This is a genomic window from Stagnimonas aquatica, assembly GCF_003730135.1.
Classification (GTDB): domain Bacteria; phylum Pseudomonadota; class Gammaproteobacteria; order Nevskiales; family Nevskiaceae; genus Stagnimonas; species Stagnimonas aquatica.
On the sequence record NZ_RJVO01000006.1, the window covers coordinates 122,237 to 147,376 of the forward strand.

The following is a 25,140-nucleotide window of genomic DNA, read 5'->3' on the forward strand; positions in this document are numbered from 1 at the left end:
GCCCTTGACCAGGGTCAACGCCCGTGCCGGGCGAGCCGGCAAGGTCGTACATACTGGCGAGGTCCGTTTCCGGAGCCTGCGAGATGAGCCCGCTTCGCGCCCGCGCCGCGCCAGCCAGACAGCCATGAACCTGAGCCTGCCCGAGGGCAGCCAGTGGCTGCTGGCGCTGGATCTGCTGCTGGTGCTGCCCACCGTCGGCCACATCCTGCTGCACAAGCGCGACCCGCGCTCGGCCTGGGGCTGGATCGCGGTCTGCGCGCTGTTCCCGCTGTTCGGCCCGCTGCTCTACTGGCTGTTCGGGGTCAACCGCATCCGCCAGCGGGCGCGGCAACTGCTGGGCGCCGAGGCGGCCGGCCATGCCCAGCACCAGGCGCAGACCCAGCTGTTCGGCGATCTGCCGGCCGCCGCCAGCCAGGAACTGCGCGAGCTGGTGCGGCTGGGCGGCGCGCTCACCGGCCGGGCGCTCACCGGCGGCAACCGCATCACGCCCTTGCGCGACGGCGACGAGGCCTATCCGGCGATGCTGCGCAGCATCGCCGAAGCCAGGCAGACGCTGCACCTGGCCAGCTACATCTACCTCGGGGATGCCTGCGGCGAGGAGTTCGCCCGCGCGCTGGCCGCCGCCCAGGCGCGCGGCGTGCGCCTGCGGGTGCTGCTCGATGGCGCCGCCGATGCCTTCTACCGGCCGCGCGCCAGCCGCCTGCTGGCGCGGCACGGCGTCACGGCGGCGCGCTTCCTGCCGCCGCGCTGGTTTCCGCCGCTGCTGCACCTGAACCTGCGCAACCACCGCAAGCTGCTGATCGCCGATGGCGAGATCGCCTACACCGGCGGCATGAACATCGCCGGCTACCACCGTGGCGTGGGCGGGCAGCCCGCCAAGGTGACCGATCTGCACTTCCGGGTCGAAGGCCCGCTGGTCGCGCAACTGGAGGAGGTGTTCCTCGCCGACTGGCAGTTCGCGACCGGCGAGACGGTGCCGGCGGCGCCGGCACCGGCACCGGTGGTCGAAGGCCAGGCGCTGGCGCGCACCGTCACCGACGGCCCCAACGAGGAACTCGACCGCCTGCTGATGCTGCTGCTCGGCGCGCTCGCCAATGCCCATCAGCGGGTGTGGATCATGACCCCTTACTTCCTGCCCACCGGGACGCTGATCGGCGCCTTGCAGTCGGCGGCGCTGCGTGGCGTCGATGTCTGCGTGCTGCTGCCGGAGAACAGCGACCAGCCGTGGATGAACTGGGCCACCCGCAACGTGCTCTGGCAACTGCTCGACCGCCAGGTGCGGGTGCTGGAGCGGCCCGGCCCGTTCGCGCACAGCAAGCTGCTGCTGGTGGACGACTACTACCTGCAATTCGGCTCGGCCAATCTCGACCAGCGCAGCCTGCGTCTCAACTTCGAGCTGGTGGTGGAAAGCTACGACCGCAGGCTGGCAGCCTGGGCGGCGGCGCACTTCGAGGAAGTGCAGGCGGTGTCGCGGCCGGTCAGCCGCGCCGCTCTCGACGCCCGCCCGCTGCCGCAGCGCCTGCGCGACGCGCTGTGCTGGCTGATGTCGCCGTATCTGTAGCTCTCTCGGGCTTGCGGGTCGCCGGGGCGACGGTCAATGTAGGCCCGGGCGTCCGCCCACCAACCCACGCCAGCGTCGCGGCCCCGGCCCGCGCGTCCGGCCCCAGGGAGAGGTCGATGTCCGCCCCCGAGCCACCGCTGCAACAGTTCGAGTTCGTACTCCGCCTTGCGGTGGCCCTGCTGCTGGCGGTGGGCTGCTGGCTGGTGCTGCGGCCGTTCTTCTCGGCGATCCTGTTCGCGGCGGTGATCGCAGTCTCCACCCGGCCGCAATACCACTGGCTGCGTCGGCGTCTGGGCGGGCGCGAACGCAGCAGTGCCCTGCTCGCCTGCGCCATCGTCAGCGCGCTGGTGATGCTGCCGGCGGCGCTGATTGCCGCCTCCATCGGCGACGCCCTCGCCTGGCTGCTCGGGCTCTACGACGACTGGAGCCGTGGCGGGCTGCCGGCGCTGCCGGACTGGCTGCTTGCAACGCCGCTGCTGGGGCCCTGGCTGCTCGACTACTGGCAGCAGCTGGCGCGCGGGGAACTGCTGGCCAGCGGCACCGCCGACTACCTCGCCGAAACCCTGCGCGGCCTGGCCCTGAACTCCGGCCGCGCCGCCGGCAACGGCCTGTTGCAGCTCGCTCTGGCGCTGCTGGTGCTGTACTACTTCTACGTCGAGGGCGACCGTCTGGCCGAGCGTCTGCACCGGCTCGCCGGCCGCATCGGCGGCGCGCTCGGGCCAGAGCTGCTGGGGACCGCCCGCAACACCGTGGTCAGCGTCATGGTCGCCATCGCCGGTACCGCGATGGCGCAGGCGATGGTGGCGGTGCTCGGCTTCAGCATCGCCGGCGTGCCGGCGCCGCTGCTGCTGGGTGCGGCCACCTTCCTGCTGTCGATGGTGCCGATCGGCCCGCCGCTGATCTGGGGCGGCGCGGCGCTCTGGCTGTTCCGCCAGGGCGACACCGGCTGGGCGGTGTTCATGGTGCTCTACGGCCTGCTCTGCATCAGCACCGTCGATAACGTCGTGAAGCCCTTCCTGATCAGCCGCGGCTCGCACCTGCCCTTCGTGCTCACCCTGCTGGGCGTGCTTGGCGGACTGGCCGCGTTCGGGCTGATCGGCCTGTTCCTGGGGCCGGCGATCCTGGCGCTGGCGATCAACCTGAGTTCGCATTGGCTGGCGCTGATCCGTCCTGCGGGAGCCGACCACGATGCCCCGCACACCTAGCCTGTCGACCCTGGCCGCCGCCATCGCCGAGGAGTTGCTGACGGCGATGCAGGCGACGCGCGCCAGCGGCGCCGACATCGACAGCCTGCATCGCCTGCGGGTCGCGGCACGGCGCCTGCGGGCCTTGCTCTCGCTCAGCTGCGAGCGCCTGCCGGAGACTGGGTGGCGCCCCCTGCACGCTGCCTTGCGCGCGCTGCTGCGCGCCACCGGGCCGACCCGTGACTGGCAGGTGCTGCGGACCGAAACCCTGCCGGCCCTGCTGCCTGCCGTCGAGGCCGAAGCCGGGGTCCGCTCCCGTCTGCTCGACGCGGCCGGGCGGCAGGAGAGCATCGCGCGCCGCCGGGTCGGCGTGGCCTTGCAAGGCCAACCGCTGCTGGCACTGCTGCTGGCGCTGGAAGGCTATCTGCTCGCCTGCGCGACCCTCGAAGCCGATGACGAGGCGTTTGGCCAGACCGCCACCCGCGTACTGGAGCGGCAGCACCGGCGGCTGCGACATCGCGCCCGGCATCTGCAGCGCGACGATCCCGAAGCCCTGCACCAGTTGCGGCTGCGGCTGAAGGCGCAGCGCTACCGGGTGGAGCTGCTGGCGCCCGGCTATCCGGGCAAGGCGGTGCGGCGCTACCTGGCGCGGCTCAAACGCCTGCAGGACCAGCTCGGGCAGTTGCAGGATCTGCAGGTGGCGCAACAGCACCTGCGCGGGCTCCGGCTGCCAAACGCACCGACGCGGGCGCTGCGCCGGCAACTGTGCCAACGCTGCGCCGAGACCGCAGCAACGCGGCTGGCGAACATCAAGGGCCTGCGCCTGCGCGACGACGGCTTCCGGCGGTTCTGGGACTAGCGGCGGCCCGGCGCCCGACACGGCGTGACTTGGCCTCGCCCTTGACCTCGCTCTTGACCGCCGCCGGCTTGCGCGATGGCCGCCCCAGCAGGGCCTGCAATTCCTCCTGGAACAGCGCCAGCCAGCGCGCCGGGTCGGCCAGCAGGGCTCGGTCGGCGGAGATGCCGACGCTGACCCGCCGCCGGTAGCTGAACAAGCTGACGCCGATGCCGACGCCGCCGGCCTGCGGCGGCCAGAACACCAGCTCGCGCAGGCACACGCCGGCGATGCGCAGCGGCCGCTCCGGCCCGCGCAGGTTCGACACCACCGCCACCGACTTGCCGGCGACGCCCGCGACCAGCCGCTTTTCCAGCGGCACCGGCAGATGGCCGGCGGCCGCCAGCGCCAGCAGCACGCTGCGCGCGGTCGGCGAATGCTTCAGCTCGGCCATGCGCTCGGCGACCAGCTTCAGGCGCTTGCGCCGGTCGCCCTGCCCGAGCGGCAGATCGACCAGCACCAGGCCGAAGCAGTTGCCGAGATCGTCGGTCGTCGGCGGCCGCAGGTTCACCGGCACCGACACCCGCAGGTTCTGGCGCGCCGACACCGGCACGCCCTGCTCGTCCAGATAGCGCGCGAAGGCGGCAGTCACCGCCGCCAGGAACAGGTCGTTGACCTTCACGCCCTCGACGCGCGCGCGGCGGCGCACCGGCGCCAGGGCAATGCCGCTGGTCCAGGCCAGCGCGCGCTGGCCGCTGAGCGGCTGGCGCAAGGCCGGCGGATTGTCCTGCGGCAGCCGCAGCACCTGCCCGGCGCTGGCGAGCAGGCCGCGCAGCTCGCGCAGTTGCGCGGGGATGCGGCCGGGGTGGCGCAGATCCTCGCGACCGAAGTCGATGAATCTTTCGGCGGCGCGGTTGAGCGCATCGAGGCGCGCGATCAGCCCGGCCAGCGGCCCGTGGCGACCCGGCTCCAGACGCACCGCCGGCTCCTTGCCGGCAGCCTGCTGGCCGGCATCGGTGAGCGCCATCAGCATCCGCACCAGCGCGATGCCGTCGGCGATGGCGTGATGCACGCGCACCAGCGCGGTGAGGCCACCGTCGGCACGCGGGTAGAGGAACAGCCGCCACAGCGGCAGCGCGCGGTCCAGTGGCTGGCAGACCTGGCGGGCCACGGCGGCGGCGAGATCGCAGTCCGGCCGCCAGCGCTCGGGCGGTTCGACGTGGGCGTGGTAGTCAGCGAGCAGTTCGCCGTCCTCGACCCAGCGCGGTGGCGTGTGCGCGTCGTCGGCGCGTTGCCGGAAGCGCGGATACCGCTGCAAGCGCGCCAGCAATTCGGCGCGGAGGGCCTCGGCGTCCAGCGGCGGCGCGAAGTCGATCAGGGCATTGACCACCATGGGGTTGCCGGGACTGTCCATCTCCAGCCAGGCGCGGTCCACCGCGCTCATCGACTCGATCCTTTGCTGATCCATGCTGCCCGCTCTCCTCCGGTGCCCGGTACTCGCGCTCAGTAGGGCATGCGCGGCGCGGTCGCCGCTTGATCCAGGTCAATGACCACCCCGGTAGCGACCCGCAGTCTGCCCAGCCAGATAGTGCGGGCACCCGGCCCCGCCGAGCGGAGAGCGACGATGGACAGACTGCGGAACAAGGTGGCGATGGTGACCGGCGGGGCTGTTGGCCTCGGCCGCGCCACTGCGCTGCGCCTGTGCGAGGAAGGCGCCTCGGTGGCGGTGCTCGACGTGCTCGACAAGCCCGGAAGGCAGTTCGTCGCCGAACTGGTGGCGCGCGGCCTGCGCGCCCGCTACTGGCATTGCGACGTCGCCAGCGAGGCCGAGGTGCAGAAGGTCATACACCAGGCGACCAAGCATTTCGGCCGGCTGGACGTGCTGGTCAACAACGCCGGCATCGCCGGCATCAACAAGCCCACCCACGAGATCAGCGAAGCCGAGTGGGACCGGGTGATGGCGATCAACGTCAAGGGCGTGTTCTTCTGCACCAAGCACGCCATCCCGCATCTGCGGAACGCAGGCGGCGGCAGCATCATCAACCTGTCGTCGATCTACGGCCTGGTCAGCGCGCCCGACGTGCCGCCCTACCACGCCTCCAAGGGCGCGGTGCGGATGATGAGCAAGACCGACGCCCTGCTCTACGCGCCCGACCGCATCCGGGTGAACTCCATCCATCCCGGCTTCATCTGGACGCCGATGGTCGAGGGCTTCCTGAAAGACGCCGAAGACGCCGAAACCGCGCGCCAGGCCACCGCCGCCCTGCACCCGCTGGGCCACATGGGCGAGCCCGACGACATCGCCTGGGGCGTGGTGTACCTCGCCAGCGAGGAGGCGAAGTTCGTGACCGGCACCGAGTTGGTGATCGATGGTGGTTATACGGCGCGCTGAACTGCTCGACGGTATCCACATCACATACGGATCGAAAATTGATCGCACAAAACCTCACGGGGCGTAAAGCTCACTACAGCGATGTTTTCGAAGCAATGGACTTGGACACCCCCTGAGAGCAATCTAGCCCAGCTGTAGGGACAGCACACATCGGGCATATGCCAACGCAAAAGTCAGGGGGAGTGACCGATACCGAGCGGATGCTCGCAGACTACTGCGAGCGCTCATTCCTGAAACTCTGGAGCTATCCAAACCCGTACAAAGACGACGGACACGAGTTATGTGATCTCCTCGCCGTGTTTGGAAACCACGTCTTCATTCTGTTTGATCGCCACAAGCGTCTCGCCGCACAGGACGGCAAGGACCCTCAGCTTCTGTGGGAACGCTGGCGACGAGAAGTAGTCGATAAGCAGATCGCGACGGCTCATGGCGCGGAGCGCTACATCCGCAGTGGGCGGGCGATCTTCGTTGACGGAAAGAGAACCTCACCGTTTCCAGTTCAGTTCGACCCAGCAACCATGATCGTTCACAAGATTGTGGTCGCACACGGAGCTGCTGAGGCCTGCCAATCGGCATCGGATCAGAACATTTTCGGGAGCCTCGCGATTACCTATGAGGACGACCCGGAGCCCTCGGACAATGCGTTCCATGTTCGCCTAGACCGACAGAAGCCCGTACACGTCTTCGACAGTCACAACTTACCCATCATTTTCGGCGAACTCGACACAGTCGCTGACTTGTCCAGCTACCTCGACGCCAAGCTGGAAGCGATCAAAAAGTATCAGGCTCTCGTGTACTGCGGCGAAGAAGACCTTCTCGCGCACTACCTTTTGAACTTCGACGCCAAGACGAACAGGCACATCATCGGCACATCGGGCGGCGACTTTGATAGCGTAATGATTGGCGAAGGCGAGTGGCGTGACTTCGCCAGTTCGGAGACGTATCGACGCACAAAGCTGGCAAACAATGCGTCCTATCTTTGGGATGAGCTGATACAGAGAACCTGTCAGAACTCAATCGACGGCACGCTCGAGGGAAACGCCGACCTACTGGGACAGCGCAACGCGATTGTTGAGATGGCCAAAGAGCCACGATACATGCGACGCGCACTCGCTGAGGACATAGTCCGCTCGATGCGAAATTTCCCCGAACATCAAGAAGGGCTGGTGCGAAACCTGAGTTTGATGCCAGCATCCAACAAAGGGCAGGCGTATCTGTTCCTGCAAATAAAAGTTCCCGAAGACATCCGAGCTGAACCCCAGTACAGACAGGGGCGACAGCACATGCTTGAAGTTGCTTGCGCTGGTGCCAAGCTCAAGTTCTATGACCTCAAGCAGGTCGTCGGAATAGCGATAGACGCGCCCAAGTACACGCAGCAGAACTCCGAAGATTTCCTGCTTATGGATTTCGCGACGTGGACCGATGAGACCCGGCAGCAGTACGAACCCCTTGTCGCAGAATTCGGCTTCTTTCGCTCAACTTCGCTGCAAGAATCAAGACGGACTGTCTCTGAGTTCGTTAACGCACCCAAGAAAAGCCCAGTAGGCGCGGGGCGGAAACAGGGTCGGAACGAGCCCTGCGCATGTGGATCCGGCATCAAGTACAAGCGCTGCTGCATGCCATGAATAGGATGGGAAACCCACAATCTGGTTCTAGCCAATATGAGTCGCTGGAAGAAGTCCTGCAGGAATCCGTAAGCCAGGCTGCGACTATCGAGCGTTTGCTGGCGTTTGTTTACCTGAAGCGCTTAAAGAAGCTTGGATTCAAGTCGGATGCAGGCGACTTTTCTCGATTCCAGACCCGCATCAAAGCCACCGTGGCAACTGGACGGGTCGAGATACCCGTGTCGAGCCGTCGATTTCGCGCTGCCGGAATCACCAAGGTAGCGCTCACGAAGCACTTAGAGCGAAAGGTGACAAAGGCGGAGATGGCTGCGTTCGAGCGAATCATCGCAAAGGCGACCGAAGGCACTGTCCATGCCGCAATGCAGTCCATGTCGGAGGCATATACCCGAACGATCAAGTCATCGAGCGTTGAATACCTCAGACAACGGCGGCAGGAGCAGGATCGCTTCAAGCGCGATGTCGAGCGCGAGTGGCGAAAACCGTTGGCGCATTTGCAGTTACAGCTTGATGTTGCGCGAGACCTTGGGAATGCAGTCATCGAAAAACTGGAGACTTCAGGCGACAAGAGCCGGGAGCCCAGCAAATTCGATGCTGTCCTGACCTCATTCGCGAGGGCGTGCCAGATCGTCGACGAAATCATCACCCTACTCGCGAGCGGTTTTGCAGATGGAGCAGAGGCCCGCTGGCGGTCGTTGTACGAAATTCAGGTCGTTTTGACTCTCTTAGCTCAGGGAGATGAACTTCTTTCGGAAAGATTCCTTCATCACCACGACATTGATCTGCTCAACGAAGCAAAGAGCATGTTAGCCGTCGCGGGCAAGAATGCCTCGAAGACGATCACTCGTAGGCACAAGGAGCTGGTTGAAGTCCGAAACGAACTGACTTCAAGGTTTGGCACTGCATTCGATGCGCCATACGGTTGGGCATCAGAACTTCTAGGTCACAGGGCATCTCGCTTCAGTGACCTGGAGATTCGAGCTGGTTCTGCCAGCTTCAATCCACACTACAAAGCTGCCAGCGCCAACATCCATGCGGCAGCTAGAGGCTCGCTTACTAGAATCGGGTCTCCGCCCGGCTTTGATGGAAGGTTAGCGGGAGCAAGCAATTACGGTTTGGCAGGGCCAGCGAACAAAACAGCGGCAGTGTTGGTGCTCGCTTCGATCTCCTTGGCGCAATACAGCGGATCGACGGAGATCATGTCGCAGGCGATGACCATGCAGAGCCTTGCAAGAAAAGTGGCGATACTTGCCGACGCTGTCGCTGACAGACTTGATGGGCGTCCTCGAAGGAAGCGAAAGCTGCGGGTGAGGAAATCCCAGCCAATCCGCTAACCATCTAAACGTCCGACACCTCTTGAATGGCGGTTCTTTATATCTGCTCGATCAGCAACACGGGAGCGGCGCCCAAAGACTCTGCCAGCCGATCAAGCACATTGAGGTTGGCAGCCAGCACGCCATGCTCGATTCCGCTGATCGAGACCTGAGTGAGTTGAGCCGCTTCCGCAAACTGCTCCTGTGACCAGCCATTCTCCTTCTGCAGGCGTCGGACGTTATGTCCTTTGGGTTCGGAGTCATCGGCGCGGAGTTCGTCGTCGAGCGCAGCCAAGCGGAGAGCAAGACGCAATGACTTTTCTTACCGCGGAGCGGTCACAACCACGTCGTACCGCAAACCACACCCGTTGGAAACTATTCCACCGTCACCGACTTGGCGAGATTGCGCGGCTGATCGACATCGGTGCCCTTGAGCACGGCGACGTGATAGGCCAGGAGCTGTAGCGGCACGGTGTAGACGATGGGATCGGTCAGTTCGTCGGCATGCGGCATGCCGATGACGGTGACGCCCGGCTCGCTCTTGAAGCCAGCCTCGCGGTCGGCGAACACATACAGCTCGCCGCCGCGCGCCTTCACTTCCTGCAAGTTGCTCTTCACCTTTTCCAGCAGGTGGCCATCGGGCGCGACCGCGATCACCGGCATGTGCTCATCGACCAACGCCAGCGGACCGTGCTTGAGCTCGCCGGCGGCGTAGGCCTCGGCGTGGATGTAGGAGATTTCCTTGAGCTTGAGCGCGCCTTCCATCGCCACCGGCCACATCGGGCCACGGCCGAGGAACAGCGCGTGCTCCTTGGCGATCAGGCGCTCGGCCAGCCTTTGCAGCACGGCGTCTTCCTTGAGCACCTCGTCCACCTGGCGGGCGGCGGCTTCCAGGCTCTTCACGTAGCGGCGTTCCTGGTCTTCGCTCAGGCCGTTGCGGCGCGCCAGCAGCAGCATCACCAGCGCCAGCGCCATCAACTGGGTGGTGAAGGCCTTGGTGCTGGCGACGCTGCGCTCGGGGCCGGCATGGGTCATCAGTGCGATGTCGCTCTCGCGCACCAGGCTGGACTCCGGCGCGTTGCAGATCACCAGGCTGGCGGCGAGCTGCTTGGTCTTGGCGTGGCGCAGGGCTTCGAGCGTGTCGGCGGTCTCGCCGGACTGGCTGATGCTGATGAACAGGGTGTCCGGCTCGATCACCGGATCGCGGTAGCGGAACTCGCTGGCCAGCTCGATGCGGCAGGGCAGCTTGGCGATCTGCTCGATCCAGTATTGCGCCACCAGGCCGGCGTGCGCGGAAGTGCCGCAGGCCACCAGGCGCACGCGCTTGACTCGCGCCAGCAACTCGGCCGCACGCGGGCCCAGGCAGGCTTCGAGCACGCGGCCACCGTTGATGCGGCCTTCCAGGGTGTTGGCGAGCGCGGTGGGCTGATCGAAGATTTCCTTGATCATGAAGTGCCGGTACTCACCCTTGTCGACGGCGCCGGCACTCAGGTTGGAGAGATGCTCCTTGCGGATCACCGCGCGGCCCTCGCGGTCGAACACCGCGTAGCCGTCGGTAGTGATCTCGCCGAGATCGCCTTCGTCGAGGTAGACGATGCGGCTGGTCACCGAGACCAGGGCGGTGGCGTCGGAGGCGGCAAAGTTTTCGCCGACACCAATGCCGATGCACAGCGGGCTGCCGCGCCGCGCCAGCAGCATGCGCCCCGGCTCCTTGGCCGAGATCACCACCAGCGCGTAGGCGCCGGTGATGCGCTTGACGGTGGCGAGCATGGCCTCGCGCAGATCCTTGCCGCCGTCGATGTAGTGCTGCACCAGGTGCGCGACCACTTCGGTGTCGGTTTCCGACTGAAACTGGTAGCCGAGCGCGACCAGCTCCTCGCGCAGCTCCTCGTGGTTCTCGATGATGCCGTTGTGCACCACCGCGACATCGGTGGAGACATGCGGGTGCGAATTGCGCTCGGCCGGCACGCCGTGGGTGGCCCAGCGGGTGTGGCAGATGCCGGTGGTGCCGGGCCTGGGCGTGGCCACCAGCAGGGCTTCGAGTTCCGCCACCTTGCCCACCGCGCGCGCCAGCTGCAGACGACCGTCGGCGATCACCGCCACGCCGGCGGAATCGTAACCACGGTATTCGAGGCGCTTGAGGCCCTCGATGAGGATGGGAGTGACATTGCGCTGCGCAACCGCGCCGACGATGCCGCACATGGGTAATCCTTAGGGACGCCTGCCTGCAGGCTCAAGGCGCTATTTTATAGGCAGCCAAACCGGGCTCTGCGGGGTCACACATGTCGCTTTGGGTAGGGATCGTCCTTTCCGCCGCCTTGCTGATGGCGGCACTGCTGCTATTCGCCCTGGTGCGCCTCAACCGCCAGCTACTGGCGCTGCGGGCGGAACTCGACGAAGCGCCTTCGATGGCCGTGGAGCCGGCCTCGGGCGCGCGCATCGCCATCGAGATTCTCAACACCTACGAACTGGCGGCGCGGGAGTCACCCTGGGCCGGCGCGGTGGCAAAGCTGGCGCCGAAGATGATCGAGCGCATCGTCTACGCCAAGGCCGCCGAGGAAGTCGCGCGGCAACTGGAAGAACAGGGCGTGCGCGCGCAGGTGACCCACTATGTCGATTGAAGGCCTGCTGTCCCTGCTGGCGATACTGGCCCTGCTACTGGCGGCCACCGCCTACTACGCCTGGCAGTTGCGCAAGACCCTGCGTAGCCTCACCGACGCACTGCACCGCGCCGAGGCCGCCGGCCAGGAGCAGGCGGCGCGCATCGCCGCGCTGGAGCAGTTGCGCGACAGCCAGCAGTTGGCCGAGCACGCGGTGGCCACCGGCACCGCCCTGGTCCGCGAGGTGCACAAGGGCATCGCCGACATCCCCTTCAGCGTGCTGGAGGCGATCCCCGGCGCGCGCCAGCCGGCGAAGGCGGTGCGCGGCTTGCACGACGCGATCAGCGAGGGCATCTACGGCGCCATCGCCGGCCTCACCAAGGCGGTCGGCCGCGAGTTGCGCAAGGGCCTGCAAGCGCCCACCGATGGCAGTCCGGCCGCGTCGCCGCCGGCCCCGTCAAAGAGCGAAACGGCCGCCAGGCCAGCTCCCGAACCGGACTCCCCCGCCACACCGGAGCCGGACCCCGATCCCGAAACCAAACCGCTACCGGACAAGCCTTGGAAGAACTGGGGGTGAGGCCGCCGATAGCGGCGAACTCAGTGTGCGCGCCGCGCAGCAGCGCCCCGCCGCGGCCCCTCGGAATCAACGGCGCAGCCGATCAAGCACTCTGACTTCCGGCCGCCTGTAGAAGCACGCAGTGCGGCCCGTCCGAATCCACTACGCTCCCTGGCGCGGTTTTGCCGGTCTCCTTCCCCTGCTTGCGGGGGAAGGCCGGGATGGGGGCGTTGGTCTTGCACGCTCGCCCTCACCCTACCCCGCCCCTGCAAGCGGGGTGAGGGAACTGGTTCGTGCCGTGAAGACCAAGGCCCCTGCTCGAATCCAAGAAAACTACCGCCAGGCCAACAAACCAAGCCCTCTACTTCCCGCTCTTCACCGGCTTCTTCCACCCGGCAATGCTCTTCTGCTCGCGCGCGCGGCAGATGGTGAGGCTGTCGGCCGGCACGGTCCTGGTGATGGTGGAGCCGGCAGCGACATAGGCGCCGCGTTCGATGGTGACCGGCGCCACCAGCTGGCTGTCGGTGCCGATGAAGGCATCGGCGCCGATCACCGTGGTGTGCTTGTTGGCGCCGTCGTAGTTGCAGGTGATGACGCCTGCGGAGATGTTGACCCGCGCACCGACCATGGCGTCGCCGATGTAGGCGAGATGCCCGGCCTTGGTGCCGGAGCCCAGCTCGCCCTTCTTCACCTCGACGAAATTGCCGATGTGCACCTCGTCGGCAAAGCGCGTCTCCGGTCGCACCCGCGAAAACGGACCGATGCGGCAGTGCTGGCCGGCGTCGAGGCCTTCCAGCACCGAGTGCGCGAGCACCTGGGTGCCGGCACCCAGGCGCACATTCTTGAGCACGCAGTAGGGGCCGATGCGGACACCGTCGGCGAACTCGCAAGCACCTTCGATCACCACGCCAACGTCGATGCTCACATCGCGGCCGGCGCGCAGCGAGCCGCGCAGGTCGAAGCGCGCGGGATCGGCGAAGGCCACGCCCTCGCGCATCAGCGCCTCGGCCTGGCGACGCTGGTAGACGCGCTCCTGACGGGCCAGTTGCAGGCGGTCGTTGACGCCTTCCACCTCCTCGGCATCGGTGACCCGCACCGCCCGCACCGGCAGGCCGGCGGCGACCGCAAAGCCGACCACGTCGGTGAGGTAGTACTCCCCCTTGGCGTTGTCGTTACGCAGCGCCGCCAGCCAGGGCTTGAGCAGCCGCGCCGGCGCCGCCATCAGGCCAGTGTTGACCTCGCGGATGGCGCGCTGCGCCTCGCTGGCGTCGTTCTCCTCGACGATGCCGCTCACCTGCCCCTGCGAATCGCGCAGGATGCGGCCATAGCCCTTGGGCTGGGCCAGTTCGACGGTGGCGATGGCGAGGCCCTCGACCCCGGCGGCGGCCAGCGTCGCCAGCGTCTCGCTGCGGATCAGCGGCACGTCGCCGTAGGCGATCAGCACGGTGGCGGCATCCGGCACCTGCGGGATCGCCTGCGCAACCGCGTGGCCGGTGCCCAACTGCTCTGCCTGCAAGGCCCAGCGCAGCTGGCGCTCCTGAGGATAGGCGTCGGCACACCAGGCCTGAACCTGCTCGCCGCCATGGCCGTAGACCACGTGGCAGGCTGCGGCGCCGGCGCCGTGCACCGCGTCCAGCACATGGCCGAGCATGGGCCTGCCGCCGACCGGATGCAGCACCTTGGGCAACGCACTTTTCATCCGTGTGCCCTGCCCTGCGGCGAGGACGATGCAATGCAGAGGCATGGTCTTGTTCATGTTTGAGGGTTTCCTAATGCCGCCGAGCGGCGGGCCAGTTCTTCAGTGACCCGGATCAGCGCCGCGAGCAGCGCTTCGTCGATGTCCAGCTCACTTTCGTATTCAGCGAGATTGCGTTTGCGGTGCGCTTGGTCAAGCACCCGCCACTGCTCTGCGGGCAGTCCCACGGTGTGCTGCAAGCACTGGAATACCAGATAGCGGTTGTCCGACCGGTAGCCATGCCAGCGCAAAGCCGCCAGCGCCCAGGCGTGGGCCGCGTTGTAAGCCAGATCGAAGCGACTCTCGAAGCTGAGGCTGGCATTGCGTGCATCGACCAGCCGCACCTGCCCGGAACGACGCAAGCCGAGGATTTCGGAGGCTGCCGCAGGCTCCAGCTTGAGCTGTCGGACGCGCACCAGATTGTCCAGCTCAGCCTGCGGCATCGCGGCTGCCCGACAAGGTCATCAGCTCTCCGGCCAATACCTTGGTCAAAAACGAATTGCCGGCCTGCAGACGCCGGCCGAACTCGGCACGGGTGTAGAGCGTGGGATGGATGGCGCGGCCGATCTCCTGCTCTGGCAACGCAAGCTGTTGGAAGAGGTCTTCCAGTCGAAGCTGGTCAGAAACCACCAGCAGATCCAGATCGCTGGCCGCGCTCATCTGTCCCCTGGCGGCGGAGCCGTAGAGTGCCGCCCAGGCGATCTGCGCTTGCAGCGGGATCAATGCGACCCGCAGGCGCTCGGCGTAGCCGGCGGTCTTGACCACGATGCCGCGCAGTTCCCGGAAGATGGGCGAATCTGGATTGGCCTGGTAGTGCTTCTGGTTGCCCTGCCGGCTCACCCGCACCAAGCCACTTCTTGCGAGCGACTCCAGTTCTCGCTGTACCGCGCCGCTGCCAGACTCGGCCAGGCGAACCAGTTCGTTGACGTAGAAGCTGCGTTCCGGCTGGGTGAATAGCGGCGCCAGCACGCGACGACGCACTGCGGAAAACAGGGCGTCGGCAGGATCGGCGGAAGTCGCGGGATTCATACCCATAATGGGATCAATCATACCCAGAATGGGAATGAATCCCCAGCTTCGCTATTTACAGCACGGGGCCGGCGCTTAGCTCAGGAAGCCGAGATCGGGCGTGCCGAAGCGGCCGATGTTGGGGAACACCGCCGCCATCTCGCTGGCCGGGATGCCGAACCAGCGCAGCAGCGTGGAGCCGTACTCGTCCACCGAGGTGCTGGGCGCGAAGCGGCCGCCGGTGTAGTCGCGGCTACCGCCCGGCACCAGGTCGGGCATCTGGCCGTGGAAGCGCCCACCGCGCACCGCGCCGCCGACGATCAGTTGATGGCTGCCCCAGCCGTGATCGGTGCCGTCGCCGTTGACGCTCAGGCTGCGGCCGAAGTCGGAGGCGGTGAACGTGGTGACATTGCCGGCCAGGCCCAGGGCCTCGGTGGCGCGGTAGAAGGCGTCCAGGTTCTGGCTCAGCGAGCGCAGCAGCTTCTCGTGCCGGGCCAGTTGATCGGAATGGGTGTCGAAGCCGCCCAGGCTGACGAAGAAAATCTGCCGCTGCACGCCCAGCCTGGCACGCACCGAGATCAGCTTGGCAACCGCCGCCAGTTGCTGGCCCAGACGGTCGCCGGGAAAGCTCACCATCGAGGCCGGCGCAGCGGCCAGCGCGCTGGCGATCAGGGCGTTGTAGCTGAGTCCGCGCTGCTGCCCGCTGGCGTACTCCCGGGCGAACAGATGTTCTTGCCCCGCCGCCAGCATCTCGGCATAGAGCGGGCGCAGGGCCGGATTCTGGCGCAGGAAATTGGCCTCGACGGCGCCGCCGGTGCCCAGCGCGAAACCCACCTGCGAACGGCCCACCTGCAAGAGGTTGGCGCCGGAATAGCTGATGCCGATGGGCAACTCCTGCCTGGACAGGGTCGGTGCCAGCAGGTCGGCGGCACGGCCGGCCCAGCCCACCGACTCCAGGCCGGCGGCAGAAGCCTTCTGCCACTGGTCGGACTGGTCGTTGTGCGAGAAAAGGCGCGGCGGCCGCAGGCTGCTGGCGCTGCGCACCTGACCGTCGGCGATCGGCGCCACCAGCGGCCCGACATTGGCCAGCACGGTCGCACGGCCGCGCGCGTACAGACTCTGGAACTCGCTCATCGCCGGATGTGCCGCGAACGGCACGCCGTTGTCGGCGGCGCCGAGCGCGAGCAAGCGCGACTGCGGCAGGGCCAGGTCGAGTCGGGCCTTGGCGTAGTCGCTGTAGGCGCTGCCGGAGGCCGGCAGGATCATGTTGTAGGCGTCGTTGCCGCCGAACAGGAAGATCGCCACCAGCGCCTTGTAACCCTCGGGCGTGGGCGGCACCGGATCAGTCGGCGTCGGCGGCGTCGGATCCGAGGCGGCACCGCCAGCGCCGCCCCCGCAGGCGATCAGCCCGGCGCCGGCGGCGAAGGTCGGGAGTGTGTGGAGCAGGAAATCGCGACGGGTCTGCTGGCTCATACGGATTCCTAGCGCTGCACGGCGTATTCGGGAGAAACCGCGATCACCGTCACCGCGATCTGCGCGCGCTTCATTCGCGAGGCCTCGTCCCCGGCGTCGGGCATCAGCGCGATGGCGCGGCTGGCGATGTCACGCAGCGAGGCGCTCATGCTGCCGCCCAGCATCAGCACATTGAGATCGTCGAGCAGGGCAGCGCTGTCCGCCGCCTCGGCGACGAGGCTGCCGAGATCCAGCACCGGGTCGTTGTCGCCGGCCGTCGCGGTGGTGAGGGCGATGCGCTTGCCGAGGTTGTCGACGATCAGCACGCCCTGCGTCTCGGTCTGCAACTGGAACTCCGGCGAGTAGTAGCCGGCATTCTTGATCGGTCCTGGCTGCTGGAACTGCGGGCTGAAGAAGTTGAAGACGCTGTTGGCGCCCAGTGGCGCCTGTGCATAGGCCGCCTGGGTGCGGCCGACGCCGTAGACGCCGCTGCGGCTGCGGGCCTCGAACGCGCGCAGCAACTGGCTCAGCCGCAGCAGGGGTTCCTTGAGCTTGCCGTACACGGTCTGGTCGGACAGGAAACCCAGACGTGCCTCGGGGTCGAGAAAGATCGCGGTCACCACCGCGCCCAGATCGCCGCGCACCCCCAGGCCGTTGTTCTCGAACACCCGTGCGATGCGCTCGATGAAGGCCGGCGAGGGATTGCTGGTGATCAGCTTGATGATCAACTGGCGTGCGATGAAGGGCGGCACGTTGGCGTGCTTGAACAGGCTGTCCAGCGCCGCCTTCAGATCCTGCTCCGGAGTCTGCCCGGCCGGCAGCACGCTGCCGTCGATCAGTACCTTGCTGTCGCTGTCGTGGTGATCCGGAAACGCCTTCATCGGCGCCTCTGTCTCATCAGCCTGGTTCGAGCCCCGGCCCCAGCTCGTGCGATGCGCCCAGGTCCAGCCGGTGTAGATGCGCGCGTAGTTCTCGATCACCGCCAGGTCATAGGTCGGGATCTGCTCGCCCTTGGCATCCAGAATCGGACTGCCGTCGCGGTTGAGCTGCCAGAGACCGATGCTGAACAACTGCATGGCCTCGCGGGCGAAGTTCTCGTCCGGCCGGCGGCCGCTGACCGGGTCCGGCTTGTCGTTGCCGAGATGGCTCAGGAACAACCCCATCGCTGGCGACAGCGCGATCTGCTCCAGCAGCGTCCGGAAGTTGCCGAAGGCATTGCGGACCAGCAGGTCGTAGTAGGCGGTCAACTGCATCGGCCGGTCGTTCAGCGCGGTATCGGCATCGGAGACGACGAAGATCTCCGACAGCGCGAAGGCCACGCGCTGGCGCAACTGGTCGGGCGCGGTGAGCGCGATCTCCCACCAGGCGGCATAGCGGGCGTCGGTGGCGCTGGCGCTCTGCGCCAGCAGCGCCTGGTAGCGCGGCAGATGCAGGGTGGCTGTCTTGCCGAGCTGCTCCAGCAGCCAGAGATCGCGACCGATCAGCGCGACGCGGTCGATCTCGGCGCGCGTCGGGCCGAACGTGGTCTGGGTCAGGAAGCGCGCGGAGGCGCCGCGATCCAGCAGGGTGCCGCCCAGCAGTTTGCTGTTGTCGGTCGCGGCGGAAGCACTCGCCACCGCCGTCGAGAGAGTTGTCGCCGCTACCGTCCGCCGCATCGCCGGCTCCCCGGAATCATCCTTCACCTTGAAGGCGACCTTACGTGGCGACGGGCGACTCGCCGTGTCCGGCACGATGGGCGGCGCCGGCCAAGGGATTCAGTGGGACGCACAATAAAAAAGCCGCGCGACGCGCGGCTTTCTGAAGCTCTCCCGCCGATCAGCGCGAGGTCTTCTTGAGATCCTGCACGAACTTCAGGCGGGCCGCCGCCTCGACCAACTCCGCCTGCACGCGGGCGATGTCGATGTCGGTCTTGGCACCGGCCAGACGCTCCTCGGCGGAGGTCTTGGCGGCCTGCGCGGCGGCTTCGTCGGCATCCTTGGCGCGCAGCGCGGTGTCGGCCATCACCGTCACCAGATGCGGCTGCACTTCCAGAATGCCGCCGCCGACGAAGAACGGCAGTTCCTCGGTGGCGGTCTTCACCCGCACGGTGCCGGGCTTGATGCGGGTGATCAGCGGAGCGTGGCGGGGGGCGATGCCCACCTCGCCCATCTCCGCCGGCGCGAACACCATGGTCGCTTCGCCGGAGTAGATGTTGCCTTCGGCGGAGACGATGTCGACGTGGATGTTGGACATGGCGGGAATGCGGCTGAGACCTCAGATCTTCTTGGCTTTTTCGACGGCTTCGTCGATGGAGCCGACCATGTAGAAGGCCTGCTCGGGCAGGTGGTCGTACTCGCCGGCGACGATGCCACGGAAGCCACGGATGGTTTCCTTGAGCGAAACGTACTTGCCGGGCGAGCCGGTGAACACTTCGGCAACGTGGAAGGGCTGCGACAGGAAGCGCTGGATCTTACGGGCGCGGTAGACGACCTTCTTGTCCTCTTCCGACAGCTCGTCCATACCGAGGATGGCGATGATGTCCTTCAGCTCCTTGTAGCGCTGCAGCACGCCCTGCACGTCACGGGCGGTCTGGTAGTGCTCGCTGCCGATCACGTTGGGATCGAGCTGGCGGCTGGTGGAATCCAGCGGGTCCACGGCCGGGTAGATACCCAGCGAGGCGATGTCGCGCGAGAGCACGACGGTGGCGTCCAAGTGCGCGAAGGTGGTGGCCGGCGAGGGGTCGGTGAGGTCGTCGGCAGGCACGTAGACGGCCTGCACGGAGGTGATCGAGCCCTTCTTGGTGGAGGTGATGCGCTCCTGCAGCACGCCCATTTCCTCGGCCAGGGTCGGCTGGTAGCCCACCGCCGACGGCATACGGCCGAGCAGCGCGGACACCTCGGTGCCGGCGAGGGTGTAGCGGTAGATGTTATCGACGAAGAACAGCACGTCGCGGCCTTCGTCACGGAAGTACTCGGCCATGGTCAGGCCGGTCAGCGCGACGCGCAGACGGTTGCCCGGCGGCTCGTTCATCTGGCCGTACACCAGAGCCACCTTCGACTCCGGCAGGTTCTCCAGGTCGATGACCTTGGAATCGGCCATTTCGTGGTAGAAGTCGTTGCCTTCGCGGGTACGCTCACCGACGCCGGCGAACACCGACAGACCGGAGTGCTCCTTGGCGATGTTGTTGATCAGTTCGAGCATGTTGACGGTCTTGCCGACGCCGGCACCACCGAACAGGCCGACCTTGCCGCCCTTGGCGAACGGGCAGAGCAGGTCGATAACCTTGATGCCGGTTTCCAAGAGCTCGGTGGAGCCGGACTGATCTTCGTAGCTCGGGGCCTCGCGGTGGATCGGCCACTGCACTTCGGACTTCACCGGGCCGGCCTCGTCGATCGGCTCGCCGAGCACGTTCATGATGCGACCCAGGGTGCCCTTGCCGACCGGCACCGACAGCGGCGCGCCGGTGTTCTTGACGGCGGTGCCGCGCTTCAGGCCTTCGGAGGCGCCCATGGCGATGGTGCGGACCACACCGTCGCCCAGCTGCTGCTGCACTTCCAGCACCAGCGCGACACCGTCGATGGTGAGCGCGTCATAGATTTTCGGAATCGATTCGCGCGGGAACTCCACGTCGACGACCGAGCCGATGATTTGGACGATTTTGCCGGTGCTCATGTCTTTCTCACTTTCAATCGGGGCCTTTGGCCCCGTATGTAAAAATTGTTAAACCGCCGCCGCGCCGCCGACGATCTCCGAGATTTCCTTGGTGATCGCGGCCTGCCGCGCCTTGTTGTAGGCCAACTGCAGGCTGTTGATGATCTTGCCAGCGTTGTCGGTGGCCGCCTTCATGGCCACCATGCGCGAGGCCTGTTCGGAAGCGCAGTTCTCGATCACGCCCTGGTACACCTGCGACTCGACGTAACGGGTCAGCACGTATTCCATCAGGCCTTCGGCGCTGGGCTCGTAGATGTAGTCCCAGCTATCCAGCAGACCGTCGCTCTTGTTCGCTTCCAGCGGCAGCAACTGGGTCAGCGTCGGCTTCTGGCTCATCGTGTTGACGAACAGGTTGGTGGCGAGGATCACGCGATCCACCTCACCGGCCTGATAGGCGTCGAGCAGCACCTTGATGGTGCCGACCAGCTGCGCGAGGTGCGGCGTCTCGCCGAGCTTGCTGGTTTCCGCCAGCACTTCGCCACCGACACGCTTGAAGAAAGCAATGCCCTTGGCGCCGACCACCGCGTAGCTGACCGCCGCGCCCTTGTCCTTCCACTCCTTGGTGGCGCGGACGACCGAGCGGAACAGGTTGATGTTGAGACCACCGCAAAGGCCACGGTCGGTGGACACCACCAGGATCGCGACCTTCTTCACCGGGCGCTCGACCATGAACGGATGCTTGTAGTCCGTGTTGGCGAGAGCCAGGTGACCGATGGTGCGACGCAGCTTTTCGGCGTAGGGGCGAGCGGCGTCCATGCGGTTCTGCGCCTTGCGCATCTTGCTGGTCGCCACCTTCTCCATCGCCCGCGTGATCTTCTGCGTGCTCTTGACGCTTTTGATCTTGGTGCGGATTTCTTTTAAGCCGGCCACGGGGTCTTAGTCCTGGTAGGCCTTAGGCGAAGGTCTTCTTGAAGGCGGTGATCGCGGCCTTGACGCCGGCTTCGATCTCGTCGTTGAAGTCGCCCTTCTCGTTGATCTTGTCGAGCAGCGCCTTGTGGTTGGCGGCGACGTACTGATGCAGGCCGGACTCGAAGGCACCGATCTTGGCGACCGGAACGTCGTCGAGGAAACCCTTTTCGGCCGCGTACAGCGAGAAGCCCATTTCCGCCACCGACAGCGGCGAGTACTGCTTCTGCTTCATCAGCTCCATCACGCGGGTGCCGCGCTCGAGCTGCTTGCGGGTGGCTTCGTCGAGGTCGGAGGCGAACTGGGCGAAGGCCGCGAGCTCGCGGTACTGCGCCAGCGCCAGACGGACACCACCACCGAGCTTCTTGATGATCTTGGTCTGGGCGGCACCGCCGACGCGCGACACCGAGATACCGGCGTTGATCGCGGGACGCATACCGGCGTTGAACAGGTCGGTTTCCAGGAAGATCTGGCCGTCGGTGATCGAGATCACGTTGGTCGGCACGAAGGCAGAAACGTCACCGCCCTGGGTTTCGATGATCGGCAGCGCGGTGAGCGAGCCGGTCTTCCCCTTGACCGCGCCGTTGGTGTACTTCTCGACGTACTCGGCGTTGACGCGCGCGGCGCGCTCCAGCAGACGGCTGTGGAGATAGAACACGTCGCCGGGATAGGCTTCGCGGCCCGGAGGACGCTTCAGCAGCAGCGACACCTGGCGGTAGGCCACAGCCTGCTTGGACAGATCGTCATAGACGATCAGCGCGTCCATGCCGTTGTCGCGGAAGTACTCGCCCATCGAGCAGCCGGAGTACGGCGCGATGAACTGCAGCGCGGCGGCTTCCGAAGCCGAGGCGGCGACCACGATGGTGTGCTCCATGGCGCCGTACTCTTCGAGCTTGCGCACGACGTTGGCGATGGAGCTGGCCTTCTGGCCGATGGCGACGTAGACGCAGTAAACGCCAGTGCCCTTCTGGTTGATGATCGCGTCGATGGCGACGGCGGTCTTGCCGGTCTGGCGGTCACCGATGATCAGCTCGCGCTGGCCACGGCCGACCGGGATCATCGAGTCCACCGACTTCAGGCCGGTCTGCACCGGCTGATCCACCGACTTGCGCCAGATCACGCCCGGCGCGACCTTCTCGATCGGCGAGGTTTCGGTGGCGTTGATCGGACCCTTGCCGTCGATGGGACGGCCGAGCGCGTCGACGACGCGGCCGACCAGCGCCTTGCCGACCGGCACTTCGAGAATGCGGCCGGTGGTCTTGACGGTATCGCCTTCGGCGAGGTGCTTGTAGTCACCCAGGATCACCGCGCCCACCGAGTCACGCTCGAGGTTCAGCGCGAGGCCGAAGGTGTTGCCGGGGAACTCCAGCATTTCGCCCTGCATGGCGTCGGACAGGCCGTGCACGCGCACGATGCCGTCCTGCAGCGAGACGATCGTGCCGGTGTTGCGGGCCTCGGCATTCGCATCGTAATTCTGGATGCGGGCCTTGATGAGGTCGCTGATTTCGGAGGGGTTCAGTTGCATGGGATTCTTCTCGTCAACAAGACAACACGACGGATCAGACAGGAATTAGTCAGGGGCGCGACAACTGGGTGGACAGACGCTCAAGCTCGCCGCGGGCGGAACCGTCGATGACCAGATCGCCAGCGCGGATCAAGGCGCCAGCGATCAGCGACTCATCGGTGTCCCAGGTGATCTCGACCGCACGCTGCAGGCGCTTGGCAACCGCCTGCGCCAGCACCTGCTGCTGGGCCTCGGCCACTGGCACCGCCGTGGTGATGGCCACCGCAGCACGGCTTTCGCACTCGGCACGCAGTTGCTCGAACTGCAAGCGCAGTTCCGGCAACGCCGCCAACTTGCCGTTGTCGGCGAGCAAGCGGACCAGGGCAACGCCCTGGGCGTCGAGCGCGCTGCCGGCGACAGCGGACACCAGATCGGCCAGCGCGGCGCGGGTCAGCGCCGGGTGCCCGAGCACCGCCGCGACCTGCGGCTGGGCGACCGCCTCGGCCAGGGCCGAAAGCTGCCGGGACCAGGCGGCGAAGGCATTGCCGTCGCGCGCCATCTCGAACACGGCCTTGGCGTAGGGGCGGGCCAGCGTGCTGAGTTCAGCCATGGCTCTAGCCTGTCCTTAAACGCGGGCGGCGAGGTCGCCGAGCACTTCGGCGTGAGCCTTGGTGTCGATCTCGCGCTTGAGGATCTTGGCGGCACCGAGCACGGCCAGTTCGCCGACCTGCTTGCGCAGCGCTTCCTTGGCCTGACTCACCTGACGCTCGACATCGGCGGCGGCGTTGGCCTTGATGCGGTCCGCTTCGGCGGTGGCCGCAGCCTTGGCCTGCTCGATCAGCTGCGTGGCCTGCTTGTTCGCCGTGCTCAGGATGTCCTGAGCCTGGGTCCGCGCGGCCTTCAGCTCGTCGTCAGCCTTGGAAGACGCGGCCTTGAGGGCCTGCGCGCCCTTCTCGGCGGCGGCAAGGCCGTCGGCGATCTTGGCGCGGCGTTCTTCCATCGCCTTGGTGATCGGCGGCCAAACGAACTTCATCGTGAACCAGACGAAGATCGCGAACACGATCATCTGGCCGACAATGGACGGAATGCTCGCCTGCATGGCGTGGGCTCCGGGAGGCTAAGAGGCTTACTTGACGACCGACAGCAGCGGGTTCGCGAACATCATCAGCAGACCCATGGCCACGCCGATGATGGACACGGCGTCCAGCAGGCCGGCGATGATGAACATCTTGGTCTGCAACTGGTTGGCGAGTTCCGGCTGGCGGGCGGCGCCTTCCAGGAACTTGCCGCCGAGCAGGCCGAAGCCGATGGCGGTACCGAGGGCGGCGAGGCCGAAGATGATGCCGATGGTCAGCGCGGTGTTGGCCTGGATGGCGGCGACGAATTCCATTTGTAGCTCCGGTGCGTCTTGGGTTGGGGTTGAAAACAGCTAGTGACGAATGGGGTGTAGCAAGGACAGCGGTACGGCTAAATCAGTGATGCTCTTCGTGGGCGTGGGCCATGCTCAGATAGACGATGGTCAACGTCATCATGATGAAGGCCTGCAGGGTCACGACCAGGATGTGGAAGATCGCCCAGCCCAGGCCGGGGATGATCTGCGCCCACCAGGGCAGCAGTGCGATCAGGATGAAGATCAGCTCGCCGGCGTAGAGGTTGCCGAACAGTCGCAGCGCCAGCGACAGCGGCTTGGCCAGGTACTCGACGGTGTTGAGGATGATGTTGAACGGCAGCAGCTTGGGGCCGAAGGGGTGGAACAGGAATTCCTTGGTGAAGCCACCAACGCCCTTGCCCTTGAAGCTGTAGACGAAGATCAGGATGAACACCGACAGCGACAACGCGAAGGTGGCGCTCATGTCGGCGGAAGGCACCACGCGGATGTAGGCGTGGGCGGGATCATGGCCGAGGGCACCGTAGATCTGCGCCCAGATGTGCGGGATCAGGTCCACCGGCAGCAGGTCCATGCAGTTCCAGAGGAACACCCAGCAGAAGATGGTGAGCGCCAGCGGGCCGATGAAGGTGCGGGCGCCGTCGAAACTGTCTTTCACCGAGTTGTCGACGAAGTCGACCATGATCTCGACGAAGTTTTGCAGTTTGCCCGGCACGCCGGAGGTGGCGCGCACCGCCGCGATACGGAACAGGGTCAGGAAGATCAGACCCAGCACGGTGGAAAAGATCAACGTATCGATGTGCCAGGCATCCATCGTGATGAAGCCGGCATCCTCGGACGAGGCCCAGTGCTTCAAATGGTGCGTGACGTATTCCGCCGGAGAGCTACCTGCCATCGTCTTTCCAGAGCAATGCGAACCAGTAAACCGTCAAAGTCGCCGAAAACGTAACGATCAACGGCGCGAAATTTTCTGCCATGAACTTCGCCGAGAATCCGAACAACACCACCGCAAGTGCCCACTTGCGGGCTTCGGCCCGATAGAAGTTCATCACCCGCTGTTTCGGATCGTCCGAGACGCGTCCGAAATTGACGATGCCCGCGTAGAACGTCAGTAGCGCACTGATGCCGCCACCCGCCAAGGCCGCGAGGCCCGACTCGACATTCTTGCCGACGCCCCAAACCAGGGCGAAGAGCAGAGCGATTGCCAGCTGATACAGAGCGATGTGCGTAGCCGTTTTCATTTCAGCGTCCTGCGCGGCACATCTTGGTGCACTGCATAAAGCCGAAAAAGTATAGCGGGTTCGCCCGCCTGCCAGCAACGTAAACTTTCGGTGAAGACTGAAATTTTGTCGGCAAGCCGCTGTTGACAAAGGCTTTCGGCCCGATACCTCAGGG

At 66.0% G+C, this 25,140-nt stretch carries 25 protein-coding genes; 8 read left to right on the forward strand and 17 right to left on the reverse strand.

Translation table 11 applies throughout. The features are described from left to right. The first annotated feature begins 124 nt into the window (after positions 1–124). From ED208_RS13055 to ED208_RS13065, 3 genes are all read left to right on the forward strand, one after another. A complete protein-coding gene (locus ED208_RS13055) occupies positions 125–1,561 on the forward strand; it encodes a phospholipase D-like domain-containing protein (protein ID WP_123212359.1) in 1,437 nt (478 codons plus the stop codon). A gap of 116 nt (positions 1,562–1,677) precedes the next feature. Continuing rightward, on the forward strand, positions 1,678–2,766 hold the full coding sequence (locus ED208_RS13060) for an AI-2E family transporter (RefSeq protein WP_123212360.1): 1,089 nt from the start codon (positions 1,678–1,680) through the stop codon (positions 2,764–2,766). Then, the gene (locus tag ED208_RS13065; RefSeq protein WP_123212361.1) at positions 2,750–3,604 is read left to right on the forward strand and encodes a CHAD domain-containing protein; all 855 of its coding nucleotides are present in this window, start codon (positions 2,750–2,752) and stop codon (positions 3,602–3,604) included. The genes ED208_RS13060 and ED208_RS13065 overlap by 17 nt, the downstream gene beginning before the upstream one ends. Here the strand turns inward: ED208_RS13065 and ED208_RS13070 are convergent. Then, the gene (locus ED208_RS13070) at positions 3,555–5,048 is read right to left on the reverse strand and encodes a WS/DGAT domain-containing protein (protein ID WP_123212362.1); all 1,494 of its coding nucleotides are present in this window, start codon (positions 5,046–5,048) and stop codon (positions 3,555–3,557) included. The genes ED208_RS13065 and ED208_RS13070 overlap by 50 nt on opposite strands. A gap of 156 nt (positions 5,049–5,204) precedes the next feature. On the opposite strand from ED208_RS13070, the gene ED208_RS13075 reads away from it, so the two are divergent. The 3 genes from ED208_RS13075 to ED208_RS17150 all read left to right on the forward strand — a co-directional run bounded on the left by ED208_RS13075 (position 5,205) and on the right by ED208_RS17150 (position 8,928). Beyond that, positions 5,205–5,972, forward strand: coding sequence for an SDR family NAD(P)-dependent oxidoreductase (locus ED208_RS13075; RefSeq protein ID WP_123212363.1), 768 nt, complete (start codon positions 5,205–5,207; stop codon positions 5,970–5,972). 182 nt (positions 5,973–6,154) lie between these two features. Then, positions 6,155–7,597, forward strand: coding sequence for an SEC-C metal-binding domain-containing protein (locus tag ED208_RS13080; protein WP_199720618.1), 1,443 nt, complete (start codon positions 6,155–6,157; stop codon positions 7,595–7,597). Continuing rightward, positions 7,555–8,928 (forward strand): DUF5677 domain-containing protein, encoded by a 1,374-nt coding sequence (locus ED208_RS17150; RefSeq protein ID WP_148044759.1) that lies wholly within the window; start codon positions 7,555–7,557, stop codon positions 8,926–8,928. Before ED208_RS13080 ends, ED208_RS17150 begins: the two co-directional genes overlap by 43 nt. Positions 8,929–8,965: 37 nt before the next feature. On the opposite strand, the gene ED208_RS13085 is transcribed toward ED208_RS17150, so the two are convergent. After that, positions 8,966–9,202: a helix-turn-helix domain-containing protein gene (locus ED208_RS13085; protein ID WP_158608550.1), complete on the reverse strand. Its 237-nt coding sequence runs from the start codon at positions 9,200–9,202 to the stop codon at positions 8,966–8,968. A gap of 80 nt (positions 9,203–9,282) precedes the next feature. Next, the gene (gene glmS / locus ED208_RS13090) at positions 9,283–11,109 is read right to left on the reverse strand and encodes a glutamine--fructose-6-phosphate transaminase (isomerizing) (RefSeq protein WP_123212366.1); all 1,827 of its coding nucleotides are present in this window, start codon (positions 11,107–11,109) and stop codon (positions 9,283–9,285) included. Between the two features lie 80 nt (positions 11,110–11,189). Here glmS and ED208_RS13095 point away from each other — a divergent pair, with 80 nt between their 5' ends. After that, on the forward strand, positions 11,190–11,528 hold the full coding sequence (locus ED208_RS13095; protein WP_148044760.1) for a hypothetical protein: 339 nt from the start codon (positions 11,190–11,192) through the stop codon (positions 11,526–11,528). Then, positions 11,518–12,084, forward strand: coding sequence for a hypothetical protein (locus tag ED208_RS13100; protein ID WP_123212368.1), 567 nt, complete (start codon positions 11,518–11,520; stop codon positions 12,082–12,084). The genes ED208_RS13095 and ED208_RS13100 overlap by 11 nt, the downstream gene beginning before the upstream one ends. Positions 12,085–12,424: 340 nt before the next feature. Here ED208_RS13100 and glmU read toward each other — a convergent pair whose 3' ends face one another. The 14 genes from glmU to ED208_RS13170 all read right to left on the reverse strand — a co-directional run bounded on the left by glmU (position 12,425) and on the right by ED208_RS13170 (position 24,986). Next, the gene (gene glmU, locus ED208_RS13105) at positions 12,425–13,807 is read right to left on the reverse strand and encodes a bifunctional UDP-N-acetylglucosamine diphosphorylase/glucosamine-1-phosphate N-acetyltransferase GlmU (protein ID WP_123212465.1); all 1,383 of its coding nucleotides are present in this window, start codon (positions 13,805–13,807) and stop codon (positions 12,425–12,427) included. An 8-nt stretch (positions 13,808–13,815) separates the two neighbouring features. Then, positions 13,816–14,241, reverse strand: coding sequence for a hypothetical protein (locus ED208_RS13110; RefSeq protein WP_123212369.1), 426 nt, complete (start codon positions 14,239–14,241; stop codon positions 13,816–13,818). Then, positions 14,228–14,827, reverse strand: coding sequence for a nucleotidyltransferase domain-containing protein (locus tag ED208_RS13115; protein WP_199720619.1), 600 nt, complete (start codon positions 14,825–14,827; stop codon positions 14,228–14,230). The genes ED208_RS13110 and ED208_RS13115 overlap by 14 nt, the downstream gene beginning before the upstream one ends. A 75-nt stretch (positions 14,828–14,902) precedes the next feature. After that, positions 14,903–16,279 carry a DUF1501 domain-containing protein gene (locus tag ED208_RS13120; protein ID WP_123212371.1) on the reverse strand — a complete coding sequence of 459 codons (1,377 nt, stop codon included), beginning with the start codon at positions 16,277–16,279 and terminating at the stop codon, positions 14,903–14,905. 8 nt (positions 16,280–16,287) lie between these two features. Further along, the gene (locus ED208_RS13125) at positions 16,288–17,913 is read right to left on the reverse strand and encodes a DUF1800 domain-containing protein (protein ID WP_123212372.1); all 1,626 of its coding nucleotides are present in this window, start codon (positions 17,911–17,913) and stop codon (positions 16,288–16,290) included. Positions 17,914–18,073: 160 nt separating this feature from the next. Further along, entirely contained in the window at positions 18,074–18,490 is a 417-nt protein-coding gene (locus ED208_RS13130; RefSeq protein ID WP_123212373.1) for a F0F1 ATP synthase subunit epsilon, read from the reverse strand. Positions 18,491–18,511: 21 nt separating this feature from the next. Then, positions 18,512–19,909 (reverse strand): F0F1 ATP synthase subunit beta, encoded by a 1,398-nt coding sequence (gene atpD / locus ED208_RS13135; protein WP_123212374.1) that lies wholly within the window; start codon positions 19,907–19,909, stop codon positions 18,512–18,514. 48 nt (positions 19,910–19,957) lie between these two features. Further along, positions 19,958–20,818, reverse strand: coding sequence for a F0F1 ATP synthase subunit gamma (gene atpG / locus ED208_RS13140; protein ID WP_123212375.1), 861 nt, complete (start codon positions 20,816–20,818; stop codon positions 19,958–19,960). Positions 20,819–20,840: 22 nt separating this feature from the next. Further along, positions 20,841–22,379, reverse strand: a complete 1,539-nt coding sequence (gene atpA, locus ED208_RS13145; RefSeq protein WP_123212376.1) for a F0F1 ATP synthase subunit alpha — start codon at positions 22,377–22,379, stop codon at positions 20,841–20,843. 49 nt (positions 22,380–22,428) lie between these two features. Beyond that, entirely contained in the window at positions 22,429–22,968 is a 540-nt protein-coding gene (locus tag ED208_RS13150; protein WP_123212377.1) for a F0F1 ATP synthase subunit delta, read from the reverse strand. Between the two features lie 15 nt (positions 22,969–22,983). Beyond that, positions 22,984–23,457, reverse strand: coding sequence for a F0F1 ATP synthase subunit B (locus tag ED208_RS13155; RefSeq protein WP_123212378.1), 474 nt, complete (start codon positions 23,455–23,457; stop codon positions 22,984–22,986). A 27-nt stretch (positions 23,458–23,484) separates the two neighbouring features. Beyond that, on the reverse strand, positions 23,485–23,748 hold the full coding sequence (gene atpE / locus ED208_RS13160; protein ID WP_123212379.1) for a F0F1 ATP synthase subunit C: 264 nt from the start codon (positions 23,746–23,748) through the stop codon (positions 23,485–23,487). Between the two features lie 82 nt (positions 23,749–23,830). Next, on the reverse strand, positions 23,831–24,640 hold the full coding sequence (atpB, locus tag ED208_RS13165; RefSeq protein ID WP_123212380.1) for a F0F1 ATP synthase subunit A: 810 nt from the start codon (positions 24,638–24,640) through the stop codon (positions 23,831–23,833). Next, the gene (locus tag ED208_RS13170) at positions 24,630–24,986 is read right to left on the reverse strand and encodes an ATP synthase subunit I (protein WP_123212381.1); all 357 of its coding nucleotides are present in this window, start codon (positions 24,984–24,986) and stop codon (positions 24,630–24,632) included. The genes atpB and ED208_RS13170 overlap by 11 nt, the downstream gene beginning before the upstream one ends. Between the last annotated feature and the right edge of the window lie 154 nt (positions 24,987–25,140).